General features: G+C 62.7%; 25 protein-coding genes. 1 reads left to right on the top strand and 24 read right to left on the bottom strand.

Annotated elements, in window-relative coordinates; all coding sequences use genetic code 11:
- Nucleotides 1–31: 31 nt before the first annotated feature.
- The 11 genes from NKH13_RS22135 to rimP all read right to left on the bottom strand — a co-directional run bounded on the left by NKH13_RS22135 (nucleotide 32) and on the right by rimP (nucleotide 12,948).
- Nucleotides 32–1,045 (bottom strand): class I SAM-dependent methyltransferase, encoded by a 1,014-nt coding sequence (locus NKH13_RS22135; RefSeq protein WP_352914335.1) that lies wholly within the window; start codon nucleotides 1,043–1,045, stop codon nucleotides 32–34.
- A 104-nt stretch (nucleotides 1,046–1,149) separates the two neighbouring features.
- Nucleotides 1,150–3,297: a polyribonucleotide nucleotidyltransferase gene (pnp, locus tag NKH13_RS22140; RefSeq protein WP_352914336.1), complete on the bottom strand. Its 2,148-nt coding sequence runs from the start codon at nucleotides 3,295–3,297 to the stop codon at nucleotides 1,150–1,152.
- Between the two features lie 409 nt (nucleotides 3,298–3,706).
- Nucleotides 3,707–4,018: a 30S ribosomal protein S15 gene (gene rpsO / locus NKH13_RS22145; protein WP_280940423.1), complete on the bottom strand. Its 312-nt coding sequence runs from the start codon at nucleotides 4,016–4,018 to the stop codon at nucleotides 3,707–3,709.
- A gap of 140 nt (nucleotides 4,019–4,158) precedes the next feature.
- Nucleotides 4,159–5,253, bottom strand: a complete 1,095-nt coding sequence (corA, locus tag NKH13_RS22150; protein ID WP_352914337.1) for a magnesium/cobalt transporter CorA — start codon at nucleotides 5,251–5,253, stop codon at nucleotides 4,159–4,161.
- A 146-nt stretch (nucleotides 5,254–5,399) separates the two neighbouring features.
- Entirely contained in the window at nucleotides 5,400–6,359 is a 960-nt protein-coding gene (truB, locus tag NKH13_RS22155; RefSeq protein ID WP_352914339.1) for a tRNA pseudouridine(55) synthase TruB, read from the bottom strand.
- A complete protein-coding gene (rbfA, locus tag NKH13_RS22160) occupies nucleotides 6,359–6,781 on the bottom strand; it encodes a 30S ribosome-binding factor RbfA (RefSeq protein WP_352914341.1) in 423 nt (140 codons plus the stop codon). Before rbfA ends, truB begins: the two co-directional genes overlap by 1 nt.
- Nucleotides 6,782–6,830: 49 nt before the next feature.
- Nucleotides 6,831–7,403: a YcxB family protein gene (locus NKH13_RS22165; protein WP_352914342.1), complete on the bottom strand. Its 573-nt coding sequence runs from the start codon at nucleotides 7,401–7,403 to the stop codon at nucleotides 6,831–6,833.
- 16 nt (nucleotides 7,404–7,419) lie between these two features.
- Entirely contained in the window at nucleotides 7,420–9,987 is a 2,568-nt protein-coding gene (gene infB / locus NKH13_RS22170; RefSeq protein WP_352715804.1) for a translation initiation factor IF-2, read from the bottom strand.
- Nucleotides 9,984–10,634: an RNA-binding protein gene (locus NKH13_RS22175; protein ID WP_023719562.1), complete on the bottom strand. Its 651-nt coding sequence runs from the start codon at nucleotides 10,632–10,634 to the stop codon at nucleotides 9,984–9,986. The genes infB and NKH13_RS22175 overlap by 4 nt, the downstream gene beginning before the upstream one ends.
- A gap of 38 nt (nucleotides 10,635–10,672) precedes the next feature.
- Nucleotides 10,673–12,268 (bottom strand): transcription termination factor NusA, encoded by a 1,596-nt coding sequence (nusA, locus tag NKH13_RS22180; RefSeq protein WP_023676901.1) that lies wholly within the window; start codon nucleotides 12,266–12,268, stop codon nucleotides 10,673–10,675.
- Nucleotides 12,269–12,315: 47 nt separating this feature from the next.
- On the bottom strand, nucleotides 12,316–12,948 hold the full coding sequence (gene rimP, locus NKH13_RS22185; RefSeq protein ID WP_023676900.1) for a ribosome maturation factor RimP: 633 nt from the start codon (nucleotides 12,946–12,948) through the stop codon (nucleotides 12,316–12,318).
- Between the two features lie 281 nt (nucleotides 12,949–13,229).
- Here rimP and NKH13_RS22190 point away from each other — a divergent pair, with 281 nt between their 5' ends.
- The gene (locus NKH13_RS22190) at nucleotides 13,230–13,394 is read left to right on the top strand and encodes a hypothetical protein (RefSeq protein ID WP_352914345.1); all 165 of its coding nucleotides are present in this window, start codon (nucleotides 13,230–13,232) and stop codon (nucleotides 13,392–13,394) included.
- 60 nt (nucleotides 13,395–13,454) lie between these two features.
- On the opposite strand, the gene trmB is transcribed toward NKH13_RS22190, so the two are convergent.
- From trmB to NKH13_RS22255, 13 genes are all read right to left on the bottom strand, one after another.
- Nucleotides 13,455–14,156, bottom strand: a complete 702-nt coding sequence (gene trmB / locus NKH13_RS22195; protein ID WP_352914347.1) for a tRNA (guanine(46)-N(7))-methyltransferase TrmB — start codon at nucleotides 14,154–14,156, stop codon at nucleotides 13,455–13,457.
- 11 nt (nucleotides 14,157–14,167) lie between these two features.
- Nucleotides 14,168–15,457: a methionine adenosyltransferase gene (metK, locus tag NKH13_RS22200; RefSeq protein ID WP_352715809.1), complete on the bottom strand. Its 1,290-nt coding sequence runs from the start codon at nucleotides 15,455–15,457 to the stop codon at nucleotides 14,168–14,170.
- Nucleotides 15,458–15,785: 328 nt separating this feature from the next.
- Nucleotides 15,786–16,205 (bottom strand): helix-turn-helix domain-containing protein, encoded by a 420-nt coding sequence (locus tag NKH13_RS22205; protein WP_352715811.1) that lies wholly within the window; start codon nucleotides 16,203–16,205, stop codon nucleotides 15,786–15,788.
- A gap of 138 nt (nucleotides 16,206–16,343) precedes the next feature.
- Nucleotides 16,344–17,933: an apolipoprotein N-acyltransferase gene (lnt, locus tag NKH13_RS22210; protein ID WP_352914350.1), complete on the bottom strand. Its 1,590-nt coding sequence runs from the start codon at nucleotides 17,931–17,933 to the stop codon at nucleotides 16,344–16,346.
- Nucleotides 17,934–18,020: 87 nt separating this feature from the next.
- Nucleotides 18,021–18,491: a VOC family protein gene (locus NKH13_RS22215; protein ID WP_352914352.1), complete on the bottom strand. Its 471-nt coding sequence runs from the start codon at nucleotides 18,489–18,491 to the stop codon at nucleotides 18,021–18,023.
- 17 nt (nucleotides 18,492–18,508) lie between these two features.
- The gene (locus tag NKH13_RS22220; protein ID WP_254816261.1) at nucleotides 18,509–19,582 is read right to left on the bottom strand and encodes a hemolysin family protein; all 1,074 of its coding nucleotides are present in this window, start codon (nucleotides 19,580–19,582) and stop codon (nucleotides 18,509–18,511) included.
- Nucleotides 19,583–19,610: 28 nt separating this feature from the next.
- Nucleotides 19,611–20,108, bottom strand: a complete 498-nt coding sequence (gene ybeY / locus NKH13_RS22225; protein ID WP_352914355.1) for an rRNA maturation RNase YbeY — start codon at nucleotides 20,106–20,108, stop codon at nucleotides 19,611–19,613.
- A gap of 17 nt (nucleotides 20,109–20,125) precedes the next feature.
- Nucleotides 20,126–21,118 carry a PhoH family protein gene (locus NKH13_RS22230; RefSeq protein ID WP_502914575.1) on the bottom strand — a complete coding sequence of 331 codons (993 nt, stop codon included), beginning with the start codon at nucleotides 21,116–21,118 and terminating at the stop codon, nucleotides 20,126–20,128.
- A gap of 83 nt (nucleotides 21,119–21,201) precedes the next feature.
- Entirely contained in the window at nucleotides 21,202–22,611 is a 1,410-nt protein-coding gene (miaB, locus tag NKH13_RS22235) for a tRNA (N6-isopentenyl adenosine(37)-C2)-methylthiotransferase MiaB (protein ID WP_352715818.1), read from the bottom strand.
- A 63-nt stretch (nucleotides 22,612–22,674) separates the two neighbouring features.
- Complete coding sequence (olsA, locus tag NKH13_RS22240) at nucleotides 22,675–23,475, bottom strand: lyso-ornithine lipid O-acyltransferase (RefSeq protein ID WP_352715819.1); 801 nt, start codon at nucleotides 23,473–23,475, stop codon at nucleotides 22,675–22,677.
- Between the two features lie 21 nt (nucleotides 23,476–23,496).
- Nucleotides 23,497–23,991, bottom strand: coding sequence for a ribosomal protein S18-alanine N-acetyltransferase (rimI, locus tag NKH13_RS22245; RefSeq protein ID WP_352715821.1), 495 nt, complete (start codon nucleotides 23,989–23,991; stop codon nucleotides 23,497–23,499).
- Nucleotides 23,991–24,683 carry a tRNA (adenosine(37)-N6)-threonylcarbamoyltransferase complex dimerization subunit type 1 TsaB gene (gene tsaB, locus NKH13_RS22250; RefSeq protein ID WP_352914360.1) on the bottom strand — a complete coding sequence of 231 codons (693 nt, stop codon included), beginning with the start codon at nucleotides 24,681–24,683 and terminating at the stop codon, nucleotides 23,991–23,993. Before tsaB ends, rimI begins: the two co-directional genes overlap by 1 nt.
- A gap of 154 nt (nucleotides 24,684–24,837) precedes the next feature.
- Complete coding sequence (locus NKH13_RS22255; RefSeq protein ID WP_352715825.1) at nucleotides 24,838–25,944, bottom strand: DUF1513 domain-containing protein; 1,107 nt, start codon at nucleotides 25,942–25,944, stop codon at nucleotides 24,838–24,840.
- Between the last annotated feature and the right edge of the window lie 2 nt (nucleotides 25,945–25,946).

A 25,946-nucleotide genomic window follows, 5' to 3' on the forward strand; every position in this document is an offset into this window, starting at 1 on the left:
GCGACGTGTCGCCGGCTTGCCCCGCAGCGTTTCAGCGCCGCGCCGCGAAGACCTTGAACATGCCGTCGCGGGCGAGCTCCGCATGGCTGGAGAAGGCGGCCGCCAGCACCGGTTCGTAGGGAAGCTGACGGTTCGCCACCATGAACAGCCGGCCGCCCGGCTTCAGCGCCTTGCCTGCCGCGCGGATCATGCCGGCACCGATCTCCGGCTCAGTCGCTCGGCTGCGGTGAAAGGGCGGGTTCATGACGACCGCGTCATAGCGGCGCTCGACCGGCTCGCTCAAAAGATCTATCCAGAAGAAATGTGGCTCCACGCCTGTGTTGCCGACATTGGCCTTCGCCGCCTCCAGCGCCTCGAAATCCGCTTCGTAAAGGTCAAGCGCCGATATGCCGGGTGAGCGGGCGGCGACTTCGGCGGCGACATAGCCCCAACCGGCACAGAAATCCGCAACGCTGCCACGCAGATCGTTGGGCAGATTTTCAACCAGCAGCTTCGATCCCGCATCGATCTTGTCGAACGAAAACATGCCTGGGGCCGTGCGGAAGCGGTCCTCGACGACCAAGTCCGGATTGGCGGCGCGAAGCGTTGCGGCGGCAACGGTATCGGCCGGCCGGCGAAACCAGAAGGCAATGCCGTGATGCTTCGGCAGGTGGCCTTCGAGCGGCACAAGGGCGCCGACATACTTGCGCAGGCTGGCGATACCATCGTCCTTGCCGCCGGCGACGACGATCAACCCGCTTGGTGCTGCGCGTTTGACCGCTTCGGCAACGCGCAACTCGTTTTGGCCGCGATGGCGGCCAGCGAGCACAAATGCCGCGTCGAAAGCGTCGCCTTCGACCTGCGGCGTGACCGCGAAGCCGGACGCCTGCAAGGCGCGAAAGTGCGGCCTGAAGCCTTGGACGAGATGAAGCTTGGCATCAAACCCTTCGGGCAAGCGAAAGCCGGGCTCGGCACCGAGAAAGAGTATGCGTTCATCCTTTCGTGGCAGGGAAACAGCACCGGCCTCGAACGGATGGAAAAGCGTTTTCAGCGGCTCGGCGGACATTCACCACTCTTGAACTGCAAGGCTGTTGTTGAAACGCAAACGGGCGCGACCTTCCGGCGCGCCCGCTTCGATTGCTCTATGCGTTCGACGGAACGCAACCCCGCTTAGGCGGCGTTCTCTTCGCCTTCGCTCTTCTTGTCGCGGACGATTTCCTTGCCGGTAGCCTGGTCGACGACCTTCATCGACAGGCGGACCTTGCCGCGCTCGTCGAAGCCCATCAGCTTGACCCAGACCTTGTCGCCTTCCTTGACCACATCGGAAGTCTTGGCGACGCGGTCATTGGCGAGCTGCGAGATGTGGACGAGGCCGTCGCGCGGACCGAAGAAGTTGACGAAAGCGCCGAAGTCGGCGGTCTTGACGACCGTGCCTTCGTAGATTTCGCCGACTTCCGGCTCGGCGACGATGGTGTGTATCCACTTCTTCGCCGCCTCGATCTCCTTGGCATTGGCCGAAGCGATCTTGACCGTGCCGTCGTCCTCGATGTTGATCTTGGCGCCGGTCTTTTCGACGATCTCGCGGATGACCTTGCCGCCCGAGCCGATCACGTCGCGGATCTTGTCGGTCGGGATGTGCATGACCTCGATGCGCGGCGCGAACTCGCCGAGCTCGGCACGTGCGCCGGACAGCGCATGGGCCATTTCGCCGAGAATGTGCTGACGGCCATCCTTGGCCTGGTCGAGGGCGATCTTCATGATCTCCTCGGTGATGCCCTCGATCTTGATGTCCATCTGCAGCGAGGTGATGCCATAGGCGGTGCCGGCAACCTTGAAGTCCATGTCACCGAGGTGGTCCTCGTCGCCAAGGATGTCGGAGAGCACGGCGAAGCGCTCGCCTTCCTTGATCAGGCCCATCGCAATGCCGGCGACCGGCTTGGCCAGCGGCACGCCTGCGTCCATCAGAGCCAGCGAGGTGCCGCAGACGGTAGCCATCGAGGACGAGCCGTTGGACTCGGTGATCTCCGAAACGACGCGCAACGTATAGGGGAACTGGTCGGCGGTCGGCAGCATCGGCCGGATGGCGCGCCAGGCGAGCTTGCCATGGCCGATTTCGCGGCGGCCCGGCGAACCCATGCGGCCGGTTTCACCGACCGAATAGGGAGGGAAGTTGTAGTGCAGGAGGAACTTCTCCTTGTACATGCCGGTCAGCGAATCGACATACTGCTCGTCCTCGCCGGTGCCGAGCGTGGCGACGACCAGCGCCTGGGTCTCGCCACGGGTGAACAGCGCCGAGCCGTGCGTGCGCGGCAGGACGCCGACTTCCGAGATGATCTTGCGGACCGTCTTCAGGTCGCGGCCATCGATGCGCGAGCCGGTGTCGAGGATGTTCCAGCGCACGACCTTGGCCTGGAGCTCCTTGAACACGGTGCCGATCTGTTCGGACGTGTATTTGGCCTCTTCGCCTTCTGCCGGCGCGAACGCGGCCTTGACCTTCGCCTTGACAGCGTCGACGGCGGCATAGCGCTTCTGCTTGTCGGTGATCTTGTAGGCGTCGCGAAGCTCGCCTTCGACGATCTTGAGCATCTCGGCTTCAAGTGCGGAATAGTCCGGCGCGGTGAAGTCGCGCGGGTCCTTGGCGGCGACTTCGGCCAGCTTGATGATCGCGTCGATCACCGGCTGGAAGCCCCTGTGGCCGAACATGACGGCGCCGAGCATCAGATCCTCGCCGAGTTCCTTGGCTTCGGACTCGACCATCAGCACGGCGTCGGCGGTGCCGGCAACGACTAGGTCGAGCTTCGATTCCTGCATCTCGTCGACATGCGGGTTGAGCACGTATTCGCCGTTGATGTAGCCGACGCGTGCGCCGCCAACCGGGCCCATGAACGGCACGCCGGACAAGGTAAGGGCGGCGGAGGTGGCGACGATCGACAGGATGTCCGGGTCATTTTCGAGATCGTGCTGGACGACGGTGACGACGATCTGGGTGTCGTTCTTGTAGCCTTCGGCGAAGAGCGGGCGGATCGGGCGGTCGATCAGGCGGGAAACGAGCGTTTCCTTCTCGCTCGGACGGCCTTCACGCTTGAAATAGCCACCCGGGATTTTGCCGGCGGCGTAAGTCTTTTCCTGGTAGTTGACCGTCAGCGGAAAGAAATCGAGGCCGGGCTTCGGCTCTTTCATCGAGACGACGGTGGCGAGAACCTTGGTTTCGCCATAGGTGGCCAGCACCGCGCCGTCAGCCTGACGTGCGATCTTGCCGGTTTCGAGAATGAGCGGACGGCCGCCCCATTCGATTTCCACTTTGTGGTAATTGAACATGTCTTGTCCTTCGTATGCGGAAAGGGCCGCGCCGTTTCAGCGTGCGCGGATGCCCCTTTCCCTTGGCTTCCTTTCTCGGGCAGCCACGGGCAAGACAACGGGAAGCTCGGCTATTCGGCGCATTTGCCGCACGAGCGTCCTGCAATCCTGCCCCATGACCGTCCATGGGCGGTTTCGAGTGGCCCTCTGCTGTTTCGAAACCGGGTTGGCCAATCGATCCGACTGGCCTTGCGCGTGAACCCGAAAACCAGGTTTTCGGAAAGTATCCTGCGCAAATCTAAAACTTCAGAGCGTCCTTTGCGCATCCAAACCGGTGCGCGGCGCTCTGCTTTCTTCATTGGAGCCTTGGATGATCCGATGCTCCAATGCGCGACCGGCGGGCTCTCGAAAGAACCCGCCGGTCAATTCGTCAACGGCGCAGACCGAGCTTCTCGATCAGCGTCTGATAGCGCGCGTCGTCCTTGCGCTTGAGATAATCAAGCAGGCTGCGGCGCTGGGAAACGAGAGCGAGCAGACCACGGCGGGAATGGTTATCCTTCTTGTGGTCCTTGAAATGATCGGTCAGGTTCTTGATGCGCTCGGAAAGGATGGCCACCTGGACTTCCGGAGACCCGGTGTCGCCCTTGGCGGTTGCGAATTCGCCCATCAATTCCTTCTTGCGTTCGGCAGTAATCGACATCGTGTTTTTCCTTGTCTGTTTGAGGAAACGGGACGCCCTCAGCCGGGATGTCGTCCAGCAGGGGCCGGTGCAAGCAACGCGTCAAAGCGCGAAGCTGCGGCGCATATAGTGCAATTCCGACAAAAAGGCCAGCCCAATTCACCAGCCGGCTTTTTGCTGCATAAACGGGCACTTCCGCCTAGTCAGAGCCATTTCTTCCATTTGAAGTATGCGTAGAGCCCGACCGCAACAATCGCCATGAAGACGAGCGACAGGGGATAGCCGTAATAGGCTTTCAGCTCCGGCATGTTCCAGGGCGAGGTGTCGGGGTCGAAATTCATGCCCCATACGCCGACGAGAAAGGTAAGCGGCATGAAGATCACCGAGACGATCGTCAGATAGCTGATGACGTCGTTGGTGCGCGCCTGGCTGAGCGACAGGTGCATCTCGATCAGGCCGGTCAGCATATCGCGCTGGGTTTCGACCAGTTCGATCAATCGCAGCGAATGATCCAGCGTGTCGTTCAGGAATAATTTGGTTTCGGCCTTCACATAAGAGACGTCGTTGCGGATCATGGTCGCCAGCGCGTCGCGCATCGGCCAAAGCACGCCCTTCAGCACATTGGCGTCGCGCCGCAATTCGTGAAGCTGCCGCATCTGGTGCTTGTGCGCCTGGTTCAGCATCTGGTCCTCGATGCTGTCGACCAATTCGCCGGCAGCCTCGATTGGCGGGAAATAGCTGTCGACGATGGCGTCGATCAAAGCATAGGCGAGATAGTCGGCGCCGCGAGAGCGCAAGCGGTTGGGCACCGAGCTTGCGATCCGCTTGCGCACGGGATCGAACGGGTCGCCTTCGCGCTCCTGGAAGGTGACGACGAAGTTCTTGCCGAAGAAGACGGCGATCTGTTCGTAACGGTGCGCGGTGACGTCGTCGATCATCCTGACGACGACAAAGGCGTGGTCCTCGAAGAAATCCACCTTGGGCCGCTGACCGGTGTTGACGACATCTTCCAGCGCCAGCGGATGCAGGTTGAAAAGCCGGCCGATCTCCTCGATCAGCTGGATGTTGGCGAGGCCTGTGCAGTCGAGCCAGATGACCGGCCAATTGTGGCAATGGGTGTTGACGTCGTCGATGCTGGCATTGTCGATCGTCTTGAACTTCTCAGGCGAGATCAACGTCAGCCTGAGCTCGGAGCGGCGCGCCGCCGGGTCGGCGATCAGCGTGCCCGGCGAAGCCCCGACCGGCGGCCGCCGTGTTTTGAGCACCGCTCGCTTGTTGACCGTGTCAGCTTTTGCCATGTGCCCCCCCGAGTGCAGCGTCGAACGGCACTACAGCGCAGCGCATCCTTTAGGACGGCAAACGGCGCCGTAGCCCCGTTGATTTAGCGCATGATCCTTTCCCAAAATAGAATCCGGTTTGGAGATCATGCGCCGGGCGACAGCTGTTACCCGACAAAGACCCGCTTCGGCTTGAACATGCCTTGCTCGATGGCGCCGATGGCGACCAGCTTGCCACGCGCGGTGGCGCAGGCCTCTTCAGCTTCCACCGGCGCGTCACGGCCGCGAATGATGACCGGATTGCCGAGGCGGATTTTGGTTGCCGCATCGTCGCTGATCGCAACCTGCGGCAAGCATTCGAGCGCCGCCGCGGTGTCGACCAGAAGTGCATCGATGGCACCGAAGTCGATCGGCGCGTCCGCTGCTTGCGAACCTTCCTCGCTCCGTTCGCCGAAGCGGGCGGCTTCCAACTCGGCCAGGGTGACGAAATCTTCCTGCGTAAACGGCTCGACCTCGACCCGCCGCAGCTCGGCGATGTGACCAAAACAGCCAAGGTCGCGGCCCATGTCGCGGGCCAGCGAGCGGACATAGGTGCCCTTGCCGCATTCGACCTCGAAAATGGTGCGATCTGCCATGTGCTCGACCAGGTCGAGCCGGCCGATCTCGACCTCGCGTGCCGGAATGTCGACCGTCTCGCCGTCGCGGGCAAGGTCGTAGGCGCGCTCGCCGGCGATCTTGATCGCCGAGAATTGCGGCGGTGTCTGCATGACGACGCCGGTATATTTCGAAAGCAGCGCCAGCACTTCGGATTCCGCCGGACGGCGGTCTGAGCTTTTGGCCGCCGGGCCTTCGAGGTCGTCGGTCGAACGCTCCTCGCCCCAGGCAACTGTGAAGCGGTAGACCTTGGCGCCGTCCTGGACGTAAGGCACGGTCTTGGTCGCTTCGCCAAGCGCGATCGGCAGCATGCCCGACGCCAGCGGGTCGAGCGTGCCGGCATGGCCGGCCTTTTCCGCCTGGAACAGCCATTTGATCTTGGAGACGGCTTCGGTCGAGCCCATGCCGACCGGCTTGTCCAGTACCAGCCAGCCCGAGATCGGCCGGCCCTTCTTCTTGCCGCGGCGCGCCACTATTCGCTGTCCTTCTTGTCGTCTTTGTCTTTGTCGTCGGCGCTGAGATCGCGCGCCACTTCGGGCGAGTGCAGCAATTCGTTGATCTTTTGGAAATTGTCGTAGCTGGTATCGAGCCGGAAGCGGAATTCCGGCATGTACTTCATCTGCCGCAGCGCGCTGGAAACGCGGCCGCGAACAAACTTCGCATGTTTGTTGAGCGCTTCGACCACCACGCCGGCATCCTTGGCGCCAAGCGGCGAGACAAAGGCGGTGGCGATCTTCAGATCGGGCGACATGCGCACTTCCGAGACCGAAACCACAGTGTTCTCGATCAGCGGATCGAGGATCTCGCCGCGCTGCAAGGTCTGGGACAGCGCATGGCGCACCTGCTCGCCGACGCGCAGCATGCGCTGGGATGGGCCTTTGGTGGATGCTATCATTTTTTCTTTCCAGACTGTCGCGCCGAGATCGGGTTGATGCGCCGACTTATCAGGATACGACAACGCGTACTGAGTTTTGCTTGAGTGAACGCTGCTTTGCGTCGTCGGAGAGACGTTGGAAAACATCTCTTACAAACGTTCGACTTTCGTCAGATGAGCCGAACGCGCGTTTGGGCACATAGTGTGCTGATCCAGCTGAAACAAACCCCACCAGTCTCTCCGTCTCGTATATCTGGTCGATGTCCGGAAAACCCAATTTCATAAGACTGTGGGCACTTTTCCACTGCAACCCGTCGGCTTCGATGGAAAAAACAACCGCTGTTTCAGTTCTTCGTTGTCTTATCCAGCGAATACCCAGACGCCGGGCAAGCCTCATTACGAGCTTGGCGCCTGCGAAATAGAGTAAAAATGCTATCGATGCGGAAGCCGCGAGTCCGCCCACCCTGCCCAGAGAACGGCCCCAATGCGCCCACGACCAGCCTAAGAACCAGCCAACGGCTAGACCCAGAAGCAGATAAACAGGCCAGCACCAGTATCTCTGCCAAAAGCTAAACGCATTGCGGGCCGCTGCGCGACCCGCAATGATCGATTCCTCATAGTTCGGCGTGAAGCCAATCTCCATCGGCAAACCGAACCTTTTATAGCGTCCTGGTCACCATCTCGACGCGGAAGCACTCGATGACGTCACCGACGCGCATGTCCTCGTAGTTCTGGAAGGCCATGCCGCATTCCTGGCCGCCCGGGACTTCCGAAACCTCGTCCTTGAAGCGCTTCAGGGTCTTCAGCGTGCCTTCGTGGATGACGACATTGTCGCGGATCAGGCGCACGCCCGCACCACGCTCGACCTTGCCTTCGGTGACACGGCAGCCGGCGATCTTGCCGACCTTGGTAATGTCGAAGATCTCGAGGATCTCGGCATTGCCAATGAAGGTCTCGCGACGCTCCGGGGAGAGCAGGCCGGAAAGAGCCGCTTTCACATCGTCGACCAGATTGTAGATGATCGAATAGTAGCGGATCTCGATGCCTGCCGCAGCCGCGGCCGCGCGGGCCTGCGCATTGGCGCGAACGTTGAAGCCGATGATCGCAGCCCCGGAGGTTTCCGCCAGCGACACGTCGCTTTCGGTAATACCGCCAGCCCCCGCATGGACGATGCGGGCGCGTACCTCGTCGGTGCCGAGATTGTCGAGCGCCGCGTTGATCGCCTCGATCGAGCCCTGCACGTCGCCCTTGATGACCAGCGGGAATTCCTTCAATCCGCTGGTCTGCAATTGCGACATCATCTGTTCAAGCGAGCCGCGCTGGCCGGCATGCCTGGCCACCGCCTTCTCGCGCGCCAGGCGCTGGCGATATTCAGTGATCTCGCGGGCGCGGGCCTCGTTGTTGACAACGGCGAAGCGGTCGCCGGCCAGCGGCGTACCTTGCAGACCGAGGACTTCCACCGGCATTGCCGGCGGCGCTTCCTTGACCTGCTCGCCGCGATCGTTGACCAGCGCGCGTACCCGGCCCCACTCGTTGCCGGCGACGAGAATGTCGCCCGGCATCAACGTGCCGGTCTGCACCAGCACGGTTGCGACTGGGCCGCGGCCCTTGTCGAGTTGGGCTTCGATGACAACGCCTTCGGCGGTGCGGTCCGGATTGGCCTTCAGGTCGAGGATTTCGGCCTGCAGCAGGATCGCTTCGAGCAACTTGTCGAGATTGATGCCCTTAGTCGCCGACACCTCGACATCCAGCACCTCGCCGCCCATGGATTCGACGAACACCTCATGGCGCAGCAGTTCCGAGCGCACCTTCTGCGGGTCGGCGTCGTGCTTATCGATCTTGTTGATCGCCACGATGATCGGAACGCCGGCCGCCTTGGCGTGATTGATCGATTCGATCGTCTGCGGCATCACGCTGTCGTCGGCCGCCACCACGAGAATGGCAATATCGGTCGCCTGGGCGCCGCGGGCACGCATCGCCGTGAAGGCGGCGTGGCCGGGCGTGTCGATGAAGGTAATTTTGTTACCGTTCTTCTCGACCTGATAGGCGCCGATATGCTGGGTAATGCCACCGGCTTCGCCGGACACCACGTTGGCATTTCGGATTGCATCGAGCAACGAGGTCTTGCCGTGATCGACATGGCCCATGATCGTTACCACCGGCGGACGCGGCTGCAGGTCCTCGGGACGATCGGCGATGTTGAACAAGCCCTCTTCGATGTCGGACTCGGCGACGCGACGGACCGTGTGGCCAAATTCGGTCGCGACCAGTTCGGCCGTGTCGGCGTCGATGACGTCGCCAGGCTTCAGGATCTGGCCCTGCTTCATGAAGAACTTGACCACGTCGACAGCGCGCTCGGACATGCGCTGCGCCAGCTCCTGGATGGTGATGGTTTCGGGCAGGATCACTTCACGCATGACTTTCTCGCGTGGCTCGTTATGCAACGCGCGCTTGAATTTCTCCTGACGGCGGCGCATCGACGACAGCGAGCGGGCGCGCGCATCCTCGTCGGAGAGCGCCGAATTCAGCGTCAGCTTGCCGCGGCGGCGGTCTTCCTCGCCCTTGGTCGGCTTGGCTGGACGCGCCACTTCGGGCGTGACCAGACGGCGCACTGGTGCACCGGCACCCGTCCGCTTCGGCTTGACCTCTTCCTCGTCATCGACTGTCGCCAGTTCGGCGGCCAGGGGCGCACGGCGGCGTGCCTCTTCCTCGGCACGGCGGCGGGATTCGGCCTCGGCTTGCAGCCGCGCCTCTTCCTCGGCCTGACGGCGGGCCGATTCCTCGCGCTCGCGGCGGCGGCGCTCTTCGTCCTCGCTGCGGCGCTTGGCCTCCTCGATGGCGCGTTGGCGATCCTCGACGTCGCGCACCTTCGAGCCTTCGAGAGCCCGGCGGCGTGCTTCCATTTCCTGGCGCGATAATTCGTTCAGCACCATGCCGCTGCGTTCGACTGGCGGCGGAGGCGGCGCCGCCTTGGGAGCTTCCTGCACGGCAGGCGCTGCCGCGACCGGCTTCGGCGTGAAGACGGACACAGGCGCTGCCGCCGGCTCCGGCTTGTCGCCGGGCAGCGAGAACTTGCGCTTCTTGGTCTCGACAACCACCGACTTGGTGCGGCCGTGCGAGAAGTTCTGGCGCACAGTGCCCTGTTCCATACCGGGGCGCTTCAGCGTCAAGGTCTTCTTCGGCGTAACACTCAGCGTCTTGTCGTCGCCCGATTTCGTATCGCTCATTCCATATCCTCTGCGGCATCATCTTCGTCAGCAACGGCCGCAAGCATTGCCAGATCGTCCGGGGAACCGCCCCGATATCGGTCGAGCGCAACCATACGCTTCTGGACCGCCCTGCCCGCGTCTCCCGCGAGAACGGCAGCATGTATCACATTTGTACCCCCCAATGCCAAGCTCAACTCGGCCTCGGAGAAAAGTTTGTAAGCGCGGATCGCAGGCCCGCCGAGGTGGACGGTTGCCCGTCGCGCCTGGCTTATCTTGCGGACGCCATCGTCGGAAGCCTCGGTCGCGTGGAGCACGAAAAGTGCAAGTCCGCCGCGCACGGCGCTCTCGACCTTGGTCGCTCCGAGCGCTATGGCGCCCGCCTTGCGGGCCAGGCCAAGCATGCCCAGAGCGGACCTGGAAAGCAGCGCGTCGACCATGCCGCCAAGATCGGCTGGCACGGTCACCTGCGCCTTAAAAGCACGGGCAAACAGGTTCTTCGCCGCTGCCTTGTCTATATGTAGGCGGTCGGCGGTCACCCAGCAACCGCGGCCGGGCAGGTTTCTCTTGATGTCCGGAACGACGGCCGAATCCGGGCCGACGACGAAACGGATCAGCTCATCCGGTTCGGCTTGCCTGCGGGTGACGATGCAGGTGCGATCGTTCATCTCGTCCAAGGGCGGGTTCGGTGCGATGCGGTTTCACCTCACGCACCGACGGTTTCGTCAGCCGGCACGCCCTCGGCAGCAAGCTCGTCTTCGGTGATCCAGCCAGCCTTTAGGCGGGCGGCCAAGACCATCTGCTCGGCATCGGCGCGCGACACACCATGATTGGCGAGCACACCCGGGAATACCTTCGTCTCGCCGTCCTTGCGTTCCTTCCAGCCGGTCAGGTCGTCGGCGGCGTAGCCGGCGAAATCCTCGATCGTCTTCACGCCGTCCTCGCCGAGCGTCACCATCATGGCGGTGGTGATGCCGGGAATCTCGCGCAGCTCGTCCTTGACGCCGAGCGCCTTGCGCTTCTCGTCATGCTCGGCTTCGATCTTTTCCAGATATTCGCGGGCGCGGGTCTGGATTTCCGAAGCCGTGTCCTCGTCGAAGCCGTCGATCGACGCGATTTCGCCGGAGTCGACATACGCGACCTCCTCGACGCTGGTGAAGCCTTCGGAAGCGAGCACCTGGCCGACCATCTCGTCGACGTCGAGGGCTTCCATGAACAGCGACGACCGTTCGACGAATTCCTTCTGGCGCCGTTCGCTCTCTTCCTGCTCGGTCAGAATGTCAATGTCCCAGCCGGTGAGCTGCGACGCAAGACGGACGTTTTGGCCACGGCGGCCGATGGCCAGCGACAGCTGATCGTCGGGAACGACGACCTCGATGCGCTCGGCATCCTCGTCGAGCACGACCTTGGCGACTTCCGCCGGCTGCAACGCATTGACGATGAAGGACGCGGCCGAAGGCGACCACGGAATGATGTCGATTTTCTCGCCCTGCAATTCGCCGACGACCGCCTGGACGCGGCTGCCGCGCATGCCGACGCAGGCGCCGACCGGATCGATGGAGCTGTCGCGCGAGATGACAGCGATCTTGGCGCGCGAACCCGGATCGCGGGCGACCGACTTGATCTCGATGATGCCGTCGTAGATTTCCGGCACTTCCATAGTGAACAGCTTCGCCATGAACTGCGGATGGGTGCGCGACAGGAAGATCTGCGGGCCGCGCTGTTCGCGGCGCACGTCATAGACATAGGCGCGGACGCGATCGCCATACTTGTAGTTTTCGCGCGGGATCAGCTCGTCGCGGCGGATGATCGCCTCGCCGCGGCCGAGATCGACGATGACGTTGCCGTATTCGACGCGCTTGACGGTGCCGTTGACGATCTCGCCGATACGGTCCTTGTATTCGTCATATTGCCGGTCGCGCTCGGCCTCGCGCACCTTCTGCACGATAACCTGCTTGGCCGACTGGGCGGCGATGCGACCGAAATCCATCGGCGGCAGCTGTTCGGCGATGAAATCGCCGAGCTGGGCGTCCGGATTGCGCTCGCGCGCCGAGGAAATGGCAATCTGCGTCGCGTAATCGTCGACCTTCTCGACCACTTCCATCAGCCGTTGCAGCTTCATCTCGCCGGTGTTGGCGTTGATGTCGGCGCGGATGTTGGTTTCCTGGCCGTAACGCGAGCGCGCGGCCTTCTGGATCGCATCGGCCATGGCGGCGATGACGATCGACTTGTCGATCGACTTTTCACGCGCGACCGCATCGGCGATCTGCAGCAGTTCAAGCCTGTTGGCGCTTACAACCATCTTCTTTCTCCCGAGCTTGTTGCCAACCTTTACGGCCGGCAGCCCAATCACATTTCCTGTTCGGTTTCGTCTTCCGCACCCTCTGGTGCATCTTCGGGTTCGCCGCGGCGTTTCCTGGCTTCCTTGCGCGCCCGATTGTCCTTCGACAGCGCATCGCGGATAAGGTCGTCGGTCAGAATCAGCCGCGCTTCGGCAATCGCATCGTAGGGGACACGCACCGTAGGCTCCTCGCCGTAAGCGGCCTTGTCGCGCTCGATCAGCACACCGTCCGCGTCGCTTTCGGCGATCTTGCCCTTGAAGCGCTTGCGGTCGGCGACGAGAACCGACGTTTCCATCTTCACCAGATGGCCGGTCCAGGCTGCAAAGTCCGATTTGCGGACCAGCGGCCGGTCGATGCCCGGCGACGATACTTCGAGATGATAAGCCTTCTCGATCGGATCATCGACATCGAGCGCCGGCGACACCGCCCGGCTGACCTCTTCACAATCCTCGACCGTCATGGTGCCGTCCTCGCGCTCGGCCATGATCTGCAGCGTCAGCCCGTTCTGGCCCGACAGGTGCACACGCACCAAGCGGAAGCCGATGGCGCGCAGTACCGGCTGAACGATCAGCGCGATGCGCGCATCGATGCCGCTTTCGCGGATGATGCGGTCGTCGCCTTCGCTTGCCGTCACTGTCATTCGGTCCCTGTCGCTCGATTCCTGTTTGGCCGGCAGGTAATAAAAAAGAGCGGGACCGGGTGGACCCACTCTTCGTCATACCGACCAAGAATTTGAAGCTGATATAGACGATCATGGTGCTCGTTTCAAGCCCGTCGTGCATAACAGCAAGGGTCGAGTCCGCAGGCTGCGCCAAATGCATGGCGCCCATGCAGTGATCCCCCTTTGAGCACCGGCGACGCACGACTATCTATGTTGCATTGCACAATTGGAGCGCTCACTGCGCTCGAAAGGGTACCACCATGAACAATCGTGGATTTTTTTCAGCCATAGGCGATGTCTTTAGCGTGTTCGGCAGCGCCGTAGCAGCGTCGCGGGCTGTGGAAAGCGGTCGCAAGCCGCATGCGCATGATTTGCGCAATCTAGGCATGGAGCCGGCCGCCTTCGACAAGATCCGTCGCTTCTGAGCCATGTGAGCGACGAGAGCCTTCGGCCCGCTCGCCTTTTGCTCAGCTCGGATTTCCTGCTTATTTCCGCACGAAGGTGAGATAGGCGGGCCGTCGGCCTTCGCGAATGGCCTTGGCCTCATAGCGCGTCCCCGGCCAGCCATCATAGGGCCGGTGCCAGTCGGTTGCTTCGCTTGCCTGCCACATGAAGGCGCCGTGCGCCCGGCAATGCAGCAGTGTCCAGTTCACATAGCTGTCGATGTCGGACGCAAAGTGGAACTTTCCGCCTTGCTTCAGGACGCGCGCGAAGCGGTCGAGATTGATCGGGCTGACGAAGCGCCGCTTCCAGTGTTTCTTCTTCGGCCACGGATCCGGGTAGAGAAGATCGATGCCGTCAAGCGAAGCCTGCGGCAGCCAGTCCAGCAGGCGTGTGGCGTCGTCGTCATAGACGCGCAGATTGGCAAGCGGCCGCTCCCGGACCGCCATCATCATCTTGGCCATGCCGTTGACGAAGGGCTCGACGCCGATAAAGCCGGTCGCCTGGCTGGCCGTGGCACGGTGCAGAAGATGTTCGCCGCCGCCAAAACCGATTTCGAGCTGGACAGCCGAAACTTCGGCTTCGAAAAGGCTGCGCAGATCGGCTGGCGGTTCGACCGTCAGATCGAGCCTGTAAACGGCGAAGCCGCTCTCCAGCGCCGCCGCCTGTCGCGGTCGAATGGTCTTGCCGCGCCGGCGACCGAAAAATGCCTCGGTCGCACGGCTTGGCTGGTCCTTCGGGTCCATAGGCGCCGCGGTTAGGCGGCGACTGCTTCGGCGACTGGTTCGGCGAGAGCGTCCTTGAGCGCCTTGGCGAGATCGGTCTTCTCCCAGGAGAAGGATCCGTCGCGGCCGGCCTTGCGGCCAAAATGGCCGTAGGACGACGTCTTGGCATAGATCGGCTTGTTGAGATCGAGGTGGCGGCGGATGCCGGACGGCGACAGGTCCATCACGGTGCGCAGCGCACGCTCGAGCTTTGCCTCGTCGACCTTGCCGGTGCCGTGCAGGTCGACGTAGATCGACAGCGGCTGGGCGACACCGATCGCATAGGAAAGCTGGATAGTGCAACGATCGGCAAGCTTCGCGGCAACCACGTTCTTGGCGAGATAACGCGCCGCATAGGCTGCCGAGCGGTCGACCTTGGTGGTGTCCTTGCCGGAAAATGCGCCGCCGCCATGGGGCGCAGCCCCACCATAGGTGTCGACGATGATCTTGCGGCCGGTCAGGCCGGCGTCGCCGTCAGGCCCGCCGATGACGAACTTGCCGGTCGGGTTGATGTACCAGTTGCAATTATCGGCGATCTTCAGGTCGCCCAGTGCTTCGCGAATATAGGGCTCGACGACGTTGCGCACCTTCTTCGAATCCCACGTCTCATCGAGATGCTGGGTCGACAGCACGATCTGCGTCACTTCCGCCGCTTTGCCGTCGACATAGCGGACTGTAACCTGGCTCTTGGCATCCGGCCCGAGCCTGCCTGCATCACCGCTGCCTTCATGGCGCGCAGCGGCCAGCAGTTCGAGGATCTTGTGGCTGTAGTAGATCGGCGCCGGCATCAGGTCCGGCGTCTCGCGGCAGGCATAGCCAAACATGATGCCCTGGTCGCCGGCTCCTTCCTCGCCTTGCCGGTCGGAGGCGTTGTCGACGCCTTGGCCGATATCCGGCGACTGGCCGTGCAGCAGAACCTCGATCTTAGCCGTCTTCCAGTGGAAGCCTGCCTGCTCGTAGCCGATTTCGCGGATTGCCTTGCGGGCGACCGACTTGAACTTGGCCGGGTTGACAAGCGGATGACCGGCCGCATCCTTCAGGATGTTGCCCTCCTTGTCCTTCTTGAGCAGCGTCTCGGGGACGCGCACCTCACCGGCGATGACAACGCGATTGGTCGTCGCAAGCGTCTCGCAGGCAACGCGGACCTTCCACGGGTCCATGCCGGTCTTTCTGGCTTCGCGATAGACGAGATCGACAATCTCGTCGGAGATACGGTCGCAGACCTTGTCGGGATGGCCCTCGGCAACGGATTCCGAGGTGAAGAAGTAATTGTGCCGCGTCACGGGTGTCCCCTCTTGAAAAAATATCGGCAGGCTGCCGATTTTGGCGCGCCAGTTGTTAACGGTGCCGGGCGCCGCTCGTCAAGCCGTGCAGCCGTTCTGGCATGAATTTTGACGTTATTATCTTTGCATCCCGAGATGGCGGCAGGGCGCACTGCCATCAGCCCTTGCACCAACAGACTGAGGAAAATGGCTTCGAGGAAGCGTGTCGGGCAAAATCGATCCGCGCTTTAGCGCATCTGCGGAATGCACATCCCTCGATGCGCGCAGCCGCGAGAAATTACATCCCAGCTACGACGACCTCTTCCTCTTTGAACTCTTCACGGGCCAGTCAATCGACCTCGTCGGCGGAGAGCGACTTCACAAGCTCAATGATCTTGCGGCGCACTTTCACGTCGGCGATCTTGACGAAGGCGCGGTTCAGCTGGAGGCCTTCCGGGCTGCCGCAGAACGCGACGGCGGAGGTCATCGACGCATCCTCGGCAAATCCACGGTTGCCCACGGGCTCCTGACCGGGCGCATCCTCGAAAAAGAAGGCGACGGGCACGCCGAGTATGGAGGCGATTGCCTGCAAACGGCTGGCGCCGACGCGATTGGTGCCCTTTTCGTACTTTTGGATCTGCTGGAACGTTATGCCGAGGTTTTCGCCCAATTTTTCCTGGCTCATTCCCAGCATATTGCGGCGAAGCCGGATACGGCTTCCGACGTGGATGTCGATCGGATTCGGCTTTTTCTTGTTTTCTTCTGTCATTTTTTCCTCGCCGAATTTTTCCGGCTTTTTCTATTTTGCTGCCCAAACGAAGACGGCGGCCCGTGCCCCAACAGAACGACCTATCGACTTCGATAATTTTTCAGGCGCTTACAGTATGAGTTTCTAATGTGTCGGCTGTCAATTCGCCCGTAGCCTTTGCCTTACGTTCAAAATGCATGCCGCAACGGCAAGCAAAAACATGATCAGCATTCCGTTAATGCGTCGTTGGCCGGAGGAAACGATGTCTTGGTTGGAGATCGGCACACGCACATCGATTGCACCGCGTGCATCGATTGCCAACGCGTCGACGATGCGACCGCGCGGGTCGACAACGGCCGAAATGCCGTTATTAGCCGCGCGCAACAGGGGCACCCCATTCTCCACCGCCCGGATCTGCGCCTGCCTGAAGTGCTGGTACGGCCCCGGCGTGTCGCCGAACCAGGCGTCATTGGTGACGTTCACAATAAGCTCGGCTGCCGTTGCGTCAACCGCGACGAGATCGGGAAAGATGACCTCATAGCAAATAAACGGCAGCGCCCGGATACCGCCGGGCAGCGCGATCGGGTGCCGTTCATTGCCGGCCGCGAAGGTCATCGGACCGGCAACAAGCTGCTCAAGCCCGAAGCGGCCGAGCAGATCGGCGAAAGGCAGGTATTCGCCAAAGGGTACCAGATGGACCTTGTCCACGGCATCGACGATTTCGCCCCTTTCGTCGATCGCCACCACAGAGTTGTAGTAGTAACGGCTGCCGGTCGCCGAGCCGCCTTCCTCGCGAACGACGCCGGCAACCAGCATCTGGCCATCGCCAAGCATCTCTCCGATGGCAGGCAGGGCATCCGGACGTTCGGTGAACAGAAACGGCACGGAGGTCTCCGGCCACAGGATCAATTGCGGCCTGTCATGGCCGGGTTCCGGCGCCTTGGCCGAAAGGCCCATCATGGTGGCGAAGATGCGGTCACGCACCGAGGCATCCCATTTTTCCGTAAGGTCGACGGCAGGCTGCACGATACGGACGTCGAGGCTGCGGGCGGCTGGCTTTTCGGGGGCGGCGAGCCTGATATAGCCGAAGCCGGCATGGGCGGCGACGAGAACGACAAGCAATGCCGCGCCGAGGCGAAGATGCTTGCGCGCCGCAAGCAGGGCCGGCAGCGCGAAGACGAAGACCGCAAGCGCGTTCATGCCGACCATGCCGGTCACCGAGACGCTCTGCATCAGCAAAGGCACCGGCATCGCCGCATAGCCGACGGCATTCCACGGAAAACCGGTAAACAGGAAGCCGCGCAGCCATTCCGCCAGCGCAAAGCCGAAGGCGAGCGCGGCGATGCGGCCAATGTCGTTGCTCCACAACAGCCGGGCAACCACGGCAGCGAAACCGTAAAAGAAGGCCAGCGCGAGGGGGATGCCGACCACCGCGAACGGCAAGGCCCAGGCAAAGCTGTCGGCCTCGACCAGCAGCGCCGAGCCGACCCACCAGAGACCGGCAAGAAAGTAACCGAAACCGAACCACCAGCCGGTGGCGAAAGCCGGCCGCAAGCGCCGCAGAAAACCGTCCGAGGCTTCGCCGGTCGCGCCGTCGAGGAGCCACACCAGCAGCGGGAACGAAACGAAACAGACGGCGAAGAAATCGTAAGGCGCCTGGGCAAGAACCGCTAGCGCCCCGGCGAGAAACGCCACCAGCGCGCGCCGCCAGCCCCAAAGCAGAATTATCCGGCCGGCCTGGCGCTCCATCTATGCTTCCGAGTCGTGCGAATCAGGAAGCAAGATTTATCAGGCCACGGCCTTGGCTCCAAACCGGGCGACCTAGTCCGCTCATAGCTATCGATGCCAGCCTTCGATCTTCAGTCCGCCCAGCCGTTCAGTCTCTTCGCGTGGGACAGAGCGGACAGTCTGGGAAAAGGTCCAGACATGGCCTTCAGGATCGCGCGCCCTGTACTGCCGTTCACCGTAGAACTGGTCAGCAGGCTCCTGGACGATCTCGGCTCCCGCCGCCCTTGCACGATCGCAGTGGGCATCTATGCCGTCCTTGAGGCGCACATAGACCGACTGCGTGTTCTTGCCTGCAACTGAAGCCGGGCTGGCTATATGGTCGGCCCATTCGGAACCGACGATGATATAACCATCGCCGAACCGCATCTCGGAATGGACCAGCCTGCCATCGGCATCGCTGACAACCATGCTCGGCTCGAAGCCGAAGGCCTTTTCAAGCCAGGTCAATGCGGCCCGCGGATCCTGGTAGAAGACGCCGGAGCCCAAGGTCGAGTGCTTGAACGGGTCCTCAACCGGCATCGGGCAAGCCGCGTCTTTCAAGCCTGCTCGGTGCGGACGGCGCGGCGGCGGCGCTCGCCCTTCAGGGTCTCGACGATGCGAACGCGCTTGACACGGCGCGGATCGGCGTCGAGCACATGGAACTCGAAGCCGGGTATGGCCTGCACCACTTCGCCGCGCGCCGGCACCCGGCCAAGCGTGTTGAAGATCATGCCGCCGATCGTGTCGACATATTCGCCGTGCTCGCCGGCGGCGAAATCCTCGCCGATCATCTTGGCGACGTCGTCGATCTCGGCCTTGCCGTCGACGATGAAGACGCCTTCACCGGCCTGGGTGATCATCGGCTCGTCCTCGTCATGCTCGTCCTCGATGTCGCCGACCACCATCTCGACGATATCCTCGAGCGAGACGAGACCGTCGGTGCCGCCATATTCGTCGATGACCAGCGCCATCTGGGTGCGCGTCGTCTGCATTCGCCCCATCAGGTCGGAGGCGAGCATTGACGGCGGCACGAACAGCACCGGTCGGATCAGGTTGAGATCGCCGATGGTGCGCGCCAGATCGACCTGGGCGAGATCGAGAACCGTCGCGACCGGGGTTTTCCTGGTCGTCCTGCCCTTTCTGACGCGGGCGACCTTGGTGATGTGCGCCAGCACGTCGCGGATATGGACCATGCCGCGCGGATCGTCGAGCGTCTCGGAATAGACCGGCATGCGGGAATGGCCGGACTGCTCGAACAGCCCCAGAAGATCACCCAGCTTCGTGGTGATCTCGACCGCCTCGATGTCGGCGCGCGGCACCATGACGTCCTCGACCCGCACTTCGCGCAGGCGCAGGATGTTGTTGAGCATGGCGCGTTCGCCGGGCGAGAAGGATTCTGCATCGCTCGCCGTTTCGGCGAGCGCACCGGCAATCTCCTCGCGCAGGCTGGTGCCGTTGCGGTGCCTGAAAAGCCCGAGCACGCGATCGAACAGGGAAGGACCGGCAGGCGATGCCTCGCTGGCGAAGCTGCCGGTCGTGGTACTCGGACTCGAGCCCTCTTCCGTCGTTTCGGAAGGCTTGATCGCACTGCCGGCGTCGGAGCGGGCGGCAGTCTCTGGTTTGTCGTTCATCATCGTCCGGTCAATTGGTCTTTTGTAATTACGTGTAGGGATCGGGAATGGCAAGCCTCGCAAGTGCTGCGCGCTCTGTCGCTTCCATCAGTTCCGCTTCGGCATCGCTTTCGTGATCATAGCCCAGCAAATGCAGCAGGCCATGGATGACGAGATGGGAGATATGGTCCTCGACGGGCTTGTCTTCCAGTGCTGCTTCGCGCGCGACAGTCTCGGCGGCAAGCACGATGTCGCCCAACATCGGCGGCAGGGGCTCACCTTTTTTGAGCGGGAAAGCCGGGAAAGACAGGACGTTAGTCGGCTTGTCCTTGCCGCGCCAGCCGGCATTGAGCGTACGGATATGCGCATCGTCGGAAAAGACGATGCTGAGCTCGGAACGGCCGTCCCCACCGGTTTCGGCAAAGGCGGCCGAGACGGCGCGGTCGACAAGCCGTATCAGCACCGCCTCGCCGGGCCAGTCGCCCGCCTCGATCGCGATATCGATCTCGACGGGAAGCGGCCCCCCCGCCTTTTGTTCCTCAGCCATGCGGCCGCATAATCATATCAGCTTTCGACACCCAAGCCCCTGGCCAGCTTACCGTCACGGTCGTAGGCCTTGACGATCTCGGCGACCAGCGGATGCCTGACGACGTCGCCTTCATTGAAGCGGACCGTCACCATGCCGATGACGCCGTCGAGAATTCTCAGTGCCTCGACCAGGCCGGACTTGGTGTTTGGCGGCAGATCGATCTGGGTCGGATCGCCGGTGACGATCATGCGCGAGTTCTCGCCGAGCCGGGTCAGGAACATCTTCATCTGCATCGGCGTGGTGTTCTGCGCCTCGTCGAGGATGACGGCAGCGTGCGCCAGCGTACGGCCGCGCATGAATGCCAGCGGCGCAATCTCGATGACCTCGGCGGCAATCGCCCGCTCGACCTTGTCGGCCGGCATCATGTCGTAGAGTGCATCATAGAGCGGCCGCAGATAGGGATCGACCTTCTCCTTCATGTCACCCGGCAGAAAGCCAAGCCGTTCACCGGCCTCGACCGCGGGGCGCGACAGCACGATGCGTTCGACCATGCCGCGTTCGAGCAGCATTGCCGCATGCGCCACCGCCAGATAGGTCTTTCCGGTGCCGGCCGGGCCGATGCCGAAGACGAGTTCCGACCGCTCCAGCGCGCGCATGTAGGCGTCCTGGTTGAGCGAGCGGGCATAGATGGTCTTCTTGCGCGTCGATATCTGGGCGGCGGACACCTTGCCCTTGCGCTCCAGCGTCGGCAGCGTCAGCTGGTCGTCGGTGGCGATCGCCATGCGCACGGCGCCGTCGACATCGGACTGGCCGATATCGGTGCCTTTCTGCAGAATGCCGTAAAGATTGTCCAAGGCGCGGCGTGCCTGCTCGGCGGCCGAGGAAGAGCCCTTGATGGTCAATTGATTGCCGCGCGAGCGGATGTCGACGCCGAGCTTCTGCTCGAGCCTGGCCAGATTCTCGTCGAACTGGCCGTAAAGGGCGCTGGCAAGCTTGTTATTGTCGAAAGTCAGTACGATGTGCGCCATATCCGAGGCCCCGGAGGGTAGATTCTGGGGCAGATTCTTGACTTCAGCAGCGCTCAACCGTCTCTCCTCATCTGCCGAGGCCTTCAGGCCAATTCGGCGAACAGGCTGTTGTAGCCCGTCTTCGTGATTCGTACCTGGATAATGTCACCGATTTCGCCGGCCTTTTCATCAACAATAACCGGCTGCAGCCAGGGCGAGCGGCCAACCTTCTGGCCGGCCTGGCGGCCCGGCTTTTCGATCAGCGTGTCGATAGTCCTGCCGACCAGGCTTGCGCCGAAATCCTGCTGCTGTTTCAGAAGCAGCGCCTGCAGCCGCTGCAGGCGCTCGTCCTTGACGGCCTCCGGCACGTGATCGCTCATCTCCGCGCCCGGCGTGCCGGGGCGCGGAGAATATTTGAACGAGAAGGCCGAGGCATAGTTGACGTCTTCCACCAACTGCATGGTCGCCTCGAAATCCGCTTCCGTCTCACCGGGAAAGCCGACGATAAAATCGCCGGACAGTGCGATGTCGTTCCGTGCGGCACGGATGCGGTCGATCAACGTCAGATAGTCCTTGGCCATATGCCTGCGGTTCATCGCCTTGAGTATGCGGTCGGAGCCGGATTGCACCGGTAAATGTAGATAGGGCATCAGCGCAGGCAAATCACGATGGGCGGCGATCAATTCATCGTCCATATCGCGCGGATGGCTGGTCGTGTAGCGCAGCCGCGCTAGACCCGGAATCTCGGCCAGCCTGAACAGCAGCCGGCCAAGGCCCCATTCCTCGCCGTTTTCGCCTCTTCCGTGCCAGGCATTGACGTTCTGGCCGAGCAGCGTCACCTCGCGCACGCCGGCATCCGCCAGGCGCTCGGCCTCGGCGACGATCTGTGCCACCGGCCGCGAGACTTCCGAGCCGCGCGTATAGGGCACGACACAGAAGGTGCAGAACTTGTCGCAGCCTTCCTGAACGGTCAAGAACGCCGTCACGCCGCGCCTGATCAGTTCGGCGCGCTTTGGCTGCGGAAGATGCTCGAACTTGTCCTCGACGGCATAGTCGGTCTCGACGATCTTTTCGCCGCCACGCGCCCTCGCCAGCACACCGGGCAGCCGGTGGTAGGTCTGCGGACCGATGACCAGATCGACGGCCGGCGAGCGACGGATGATCTCGGCACCCTCGGCCTGCGCCACGCAGCCGGCGACGCCGACCAGCATTTCGCGCCCGGCCTTGGCACGTTCCGCCTTCAACTCACGGATGCGACCAAGTTCGGAATAGACTTTTTCCGCCGCTTTTTCGCGGATGTGGCAGGTGTTGAGCAGCACCAGATCGGCCTCGCCGATGGCGTCTGTCGCGGCATAGCCGTCGGCCGCCAGAGCATCGGTCATGCGCTGCGAATCGTAGACGTTCATCTGGCAGCCATAGGTCTTGACGAAGACCTTCCTGGTCGCGGCAGCCGGAACGACCAGGTCTTCGGCGGCAGCGCCGATGTCGTCGCGTTCTATCGTGTTCAATTCCATTTCGCGGCTTCTAGCGCCTTTCCCTGACAAAAAACAGACGAATCTGGCCGGAACCCGCGCAGCTTACCGGCTTGGGCGCGGTTCGGCGAGCGCCGCCTGCACCATCTCGCGCACCTGGCGTTCCATCTGCTTTGCCGTCTCCTTGCGGCTGGAGCCCTTGGAGAAAGCAATCGCCTCGCCAAAATGCACCTCGACGTCGAGGGCGCCCTCGGCCATCAGCACCTTGAGGTGCGGCATCAGCTCCTCATCGCCAATCCAGGCGGCAACCGGCCGATGCCGGCGGCCGAGCGGCACGCCATGCAGGCGCGTATAGACGATGGCCACCGGCTGGATGAAGACCTGTTCGGCCGCCCCTTCAGCAATCGCCATTGTAGCGGCGCCGAACAGCGTGCTCTTGAACGGCAGGATCATGTTGCCGTCGCCGGTCGAGCCTTCGGCGAACAGTACCATGGCGTCGCCCTTGGCCATGCGGCCGGCGATCTCGCTCGCCTGGTCGCCCGACGAACGCTTACGCTCACGTTCGATGAAGACGGTGCGCTGCAGCTTCGACAGCATGCCGATCAGCGGCCAGCCGGCCATGTCGGCCCTGGCGATGAACGTCACGTCGACCATCGACCCCAGCACCATGATGTCGGTCCAGGAGATGTGGTTGGCAGCAATCAGCAATGGGCGCTGGCCGGACAGCGCTCCCTTGACATGGATGCGCAGCCCCAGCGCCCTGACGATCATCCTGTGCCAGATCTTCAGGATGAAGGTCTCGCGCCAGAGTCCGGTCCTCATCGACAGGATCTGCAGCGGCACAAGCACCAATGAGCCGACGACAACCAGCCCCAGCGCCAGGAAAATCCTGATTTTTCCGATCATCCGCACCACCCCGGCGTTTGGCTAGCGAAGATCGCGGCGCATGACAAGCGCGCCGGTCGGGCCGTGCTCCGGCGACTTGTAATAGTTGGCGCGCTTGCCGACCTCGCGGAAGCCGAGCCGCCGGTAGAGCGCGATCGCGGCGACATTGGTCTCGTCTACCTCGAGGAAAAGTGCCTCGGCGCGCTGTGCGTGCAGTTCACGCAGCACCGCGTCCATCAATTGCCAGCCGAGCCCCCGGCGCCGATGCGAACGTGCCACCGCGACCGTCAGGATCTCCCCCTCGCCGGCCGCCAGCCGCGCGAGCACGAAGCCGACCGGCGGCTTGGCACCCTGTCCGGTCTCGCGCGCGGCATAGCCGAACACCGTATCCTGCTCGAGCAGTGCGGCGAATTCGTCGTCGGTCCACGGCCGCGCGAAATCCTCGCGATGCAGCACCGACATGGCCGCGCTGTCGGCAATCGTCAGCGGCTCGAGCGCATAGTCCCTGCGGCGCGGCTGGAGGAACGGAATGCGCATCAGTTTTTTTGCCTCGATAAAACAAAGCCGGCCTGCGGCTTGGCGTCGGCGCCGCGCAGATAGAGCGGCTTCGGCTTTTCGCCCTCGCCCTTTTTACCGGCACCTTGGGCCGCGGCCAGCTGGGCATAGACGGCGATGTCGGCGGTGGCCCCGATCGGGCCTGTATCAAAAGCGCGCCCGACCGAGGCGGCAATTTGCGATGTCGCGGTGCCGGCAAGAACCGCGGAGCAGTCAACCGCGATGGCGGCGGCTTGCGAAAGCGTGGTCACCGAGGGACCGTAAGTCAAAACGGATGCTTCATCGTAAAGTGCCGCATGGATTTCCTCGCGCCCTGCATCGAGCGCGGCGAGAACGGCGCGGCCGGGAAACGTTACTCTCGCTTGCGCCGCCAGTGCTTCCAGAGTCGTCACGCCGATCGCCGGGATTTTCAGTGCCAGCGCAAGGCCGCGCGCCGCCGAGACGCCGACGCGCAGACCGGTGAAGGAGCCCGGACCGGTGGAAACGGCAATGGCGCCGAGGCCGCTAAAGTCCGTTCCGGCCGCCTTCAACGCCCCTTCGATGACACCCATCAGATGCTCGGCATGACCCTTGCCGAGATCGAGCACCGAACGGCCGAGCTCTTTCCCGTCCGCCGCGTCGTAGACGCAGGCGGCGCAGAGATTGGCGGCACAGTCGATGGCAAGCAATTTCATGAAGCGGCCGGTTGAGTTCGAAAACAGCTTCCCTCTGCCCGCCAGGGCTGATCCCCGCAAGGGAATAATGGATAAATCGTCAGGCGACTTTGCTTCGGCGCGGGTCCACGAATGTAAGTTTCAACGCACGCAATCGCCACAATAAGTATCGGGACTAGCCGACCTGCTCGATACGCAGCACGTGATTGTCCCAGACATAGTCCGGCTCGGAACGGATCGAACCACCGGCCTCGACGATTTCGCCGGCGCCGGTCGTCGCCATGAAGCTCTCCCCATCGGGTGCAACGCCGCAGACCTCGACCAGCGCCTTGGTGGCGACGATGCGGCCGCTGGCCGCGTCGATCACGGCAAGCGAATTGCCCTCAGGCGAAGACACGGCGATAGTGCCGGCGGCAGGGTTGGCGGCGACCGAGCCGATATAGTTCCTGAAGCCGGAGAGCACATCCTGCGACATGTCGAGCAATTGCAAGTCCTTGCCACGCGCCGCGCGGCCGACCAGCGGGGGGCGATCGGTGCCCGGCCCCCTATACTGACAGCCGAACCAGACGGTGCCGGAGCGGTCGGCATCCATATGGCGGATCGATAGCTGGTGCAGGGCCGGCGGCAATTCGTGCTTTTCGGTGAGATCGCCGGTAAGGCGGTCGACCAGAACATAGGACGGCTTCATCGTTGCGATATTGAGCTCGGCGCGGCCATAATCCGGATGCGTCTCGATGCCGCCATTGGCCACAGCAATCGTCCTGCCGTCGGAAAGCAGCAAAAGCTCGTGCGGGCCTGTGCCATAGGTCGGGAACTCGCCGATGCGCTTGAATTTCGCATGCGCGTCATAGATGCCGACGACGCCGGCGGCATTGTCGAAATCGTTCTCGGTGGCGTAGAGCAGCGCACCGTCGGCCGAGAACACGCCATGGCCGAAGAAGTGCCGGCCGGCAACGCTGGCAATGGTGTGCGGTTCACCGCGGCCGGTATGGTCGAAGACGACAGCAAAGGTGCCCGGCTGCCTGGCAAACACCACCGAACGCTTGGACACCGGGTCGAAGGTAACGTCGTGGCCCCGATCGGGCAGATCGATCGTGTGCAACAACTTGCCGGCCTCGGACAGGATGGCCGCGCCATAGCCGCCGTCGCGCTTGACGAAAGCGGTGGCGAAGACCGCGTCGGCGTCGAGTGTCTTTGCCCAGGCTGACGGCGCCATCGCCGCGACGAAACCAGCGCCTGCGGCCCTCAGGAAATCGCGCCGATCGATCAGCGGCGTCCTCATGA

It is taken from the genome of Mesorhizobium sp. M1348, assembly GCF_040317925.1.
Classification (GTDB): domain Bacteria; phylum Pseudomonadota; class Alphaproteobacteria; order Rhizobiales; family Rhizobiaceae; genus Mesorhizobium.

Excerpts from the sequence above, each read along its gene's own strand:
- NKH13_RS22135 (WP_352914335.1), bottom strand. The coding sequence starts at position 1,045 with ATGTCCGCCGAGCCGCTGAAAACGCTTTTCCATCCGTTCGAGGCCGGT.
- pnp (WP_352914336.1), bottom strand. The coding sequence starts at position 3,297 with ATGTTCAATTACCACAAAGTGGAAATCGAATGGGGCGGCCGTCCGCTC.
- corA (WP_352914337.1), bottom strand. The coding sequence starts at position 5,253 with ATGGCAAAAGCTGACACGGTCAACAAGCGAGCGGTGCTCAAAACACGG.
- rbfA (WP_352914341.1), bottom strand. The coding sequence starts at position 6,781 with ATGATAGCATCCACCAAAGGCCCATCCCAGCGCATGCTGCGCGTCGGC.
- NKH13_RS22165 (WP_352914342.1), bottom strand. The coding sequence starts at position 7,403 with ATGGAGATTGGCTTCACGCCGAACTATGAGGAATCGATCATTGCGGGT.
- infB (WP_352715804.1), bottom strand. The coding sequence starts at position 9,987 with ATGAGCGATACGAAATCGGGCGACGACAAGACGCTGAGTGTTACGCCG.
- NKH13_RS22175 (WP_023719562.1), bottom strand. The coding sequence starts at position 10,634 with ATGAACGATCGCACCTGCATCGTCACCCGCAGGCAAGCCGAACCGGAT.
- nusA (WP_023676901.1), bottom strand. The coding sequence starts at position 12,268 with ATGGTTGTAAGCGCCAACAGGCTTGAACTGCTGCAGATCGCCGATGCG.
- rimP (WP_023676900.1), bottom strand. The coding sequence starts at position 12,948 with ATGACAGTGACGGCAAGCGAAGGCGACGACCGCATCATCCGCGAAAGC.
- NKH13_RS22190 (WP_352914345.1), top strand. The coding sequence starts at position 13,230 with ATGAACAATCGTGGATTTTTTTCAGCCATAGGCGATGTCTTTAGCGTG.
- trmB (WP_352914347.1), bottom strand. The coding sequence starts at position 14,156 with ATGGACCCGAAGGACCAGCCAAGCCGTGCGACCGAGGCATTTTTCGGT.
- NKH13_RS22205 (WP_352715811.1), bottom strand. The coding sequence starts at position 16,205 with ATGACAGAAGAAAACAAGAAAAAGCCGAATCCGATCGACATCCACGTC.
- lnt (WP_352914350.1), bottom strand. The coding sequence starts at position 17,933 with ATGGAGCGCCAGGCCGGCCGGATAATTCTGCTTTGGGGCTGGCGGCGC.
- NKH13_RS22215 (WP_352914352.1), bottom strand. The coding sequence starts at position 18,491 with ATGCCGGTTGAGGACCCGTTCAAGCACTCGACCTTGGGCTCCGGCGTC.
- NKH13_RS22220 (WP_254816261.1), bottom strand. The coding sequence starts at position 19,582 with ATGAACGACAAACCAGAGACTGCCGCCCGCTCCGACGCCGGCAGTGCG.
- ybeY (WP_352914355.1), bottom strand. The coding sequence starts at position 20,108 with ATGGCTGAGGAACAAAAGGCGGGGGGGCCGCTTCCCGTCGAGATCGAT.
- NKH13_RS22230 (WP_502914575.1), bottom strand. The coding sequence starts at position 21,118 with ATGGCGCACATCGTACTGACTTTCGACAATAACAAGCTTGCCAGCGCC.
- miaB (WP_352715818.1), bottom strand. The coding sequence starts at position 22,611 with ATGGAATTGAACACGATAGAACGCGACGACATCGGCGCTGCCGCCGAA.
- olsA (WP_352715819.1), bottom strand. The coding sequence starts at position 23,475 with ATGATCGGAAAAATCAGGATTTTCCTGGCGCTGGGGCTGGTTGTCGTC.
- rimI (WP_352715821.1), bottom strand. The coding sequence starts at position 23,991 with ATGCGCATTCCGTTCCTCCAGCCGCGCCGCAGGGACTATGCGCTCGAG.
- tsaB (WP_352914360.1), bottom strand. The coding sequence starts at position 24,683 with ATGAAATTGCTTGCCATCGACTGTGCCGCCAATCTCTGCGCCGCCTGC.
- NKH13_RS22255 (WP_352715825.1), bottom strand. The coding sequence starts at position 25,944 with ATGAGGACGCCGCTGATCGATCGGCGCGATTTCCTGAGGGCCGCAGGC.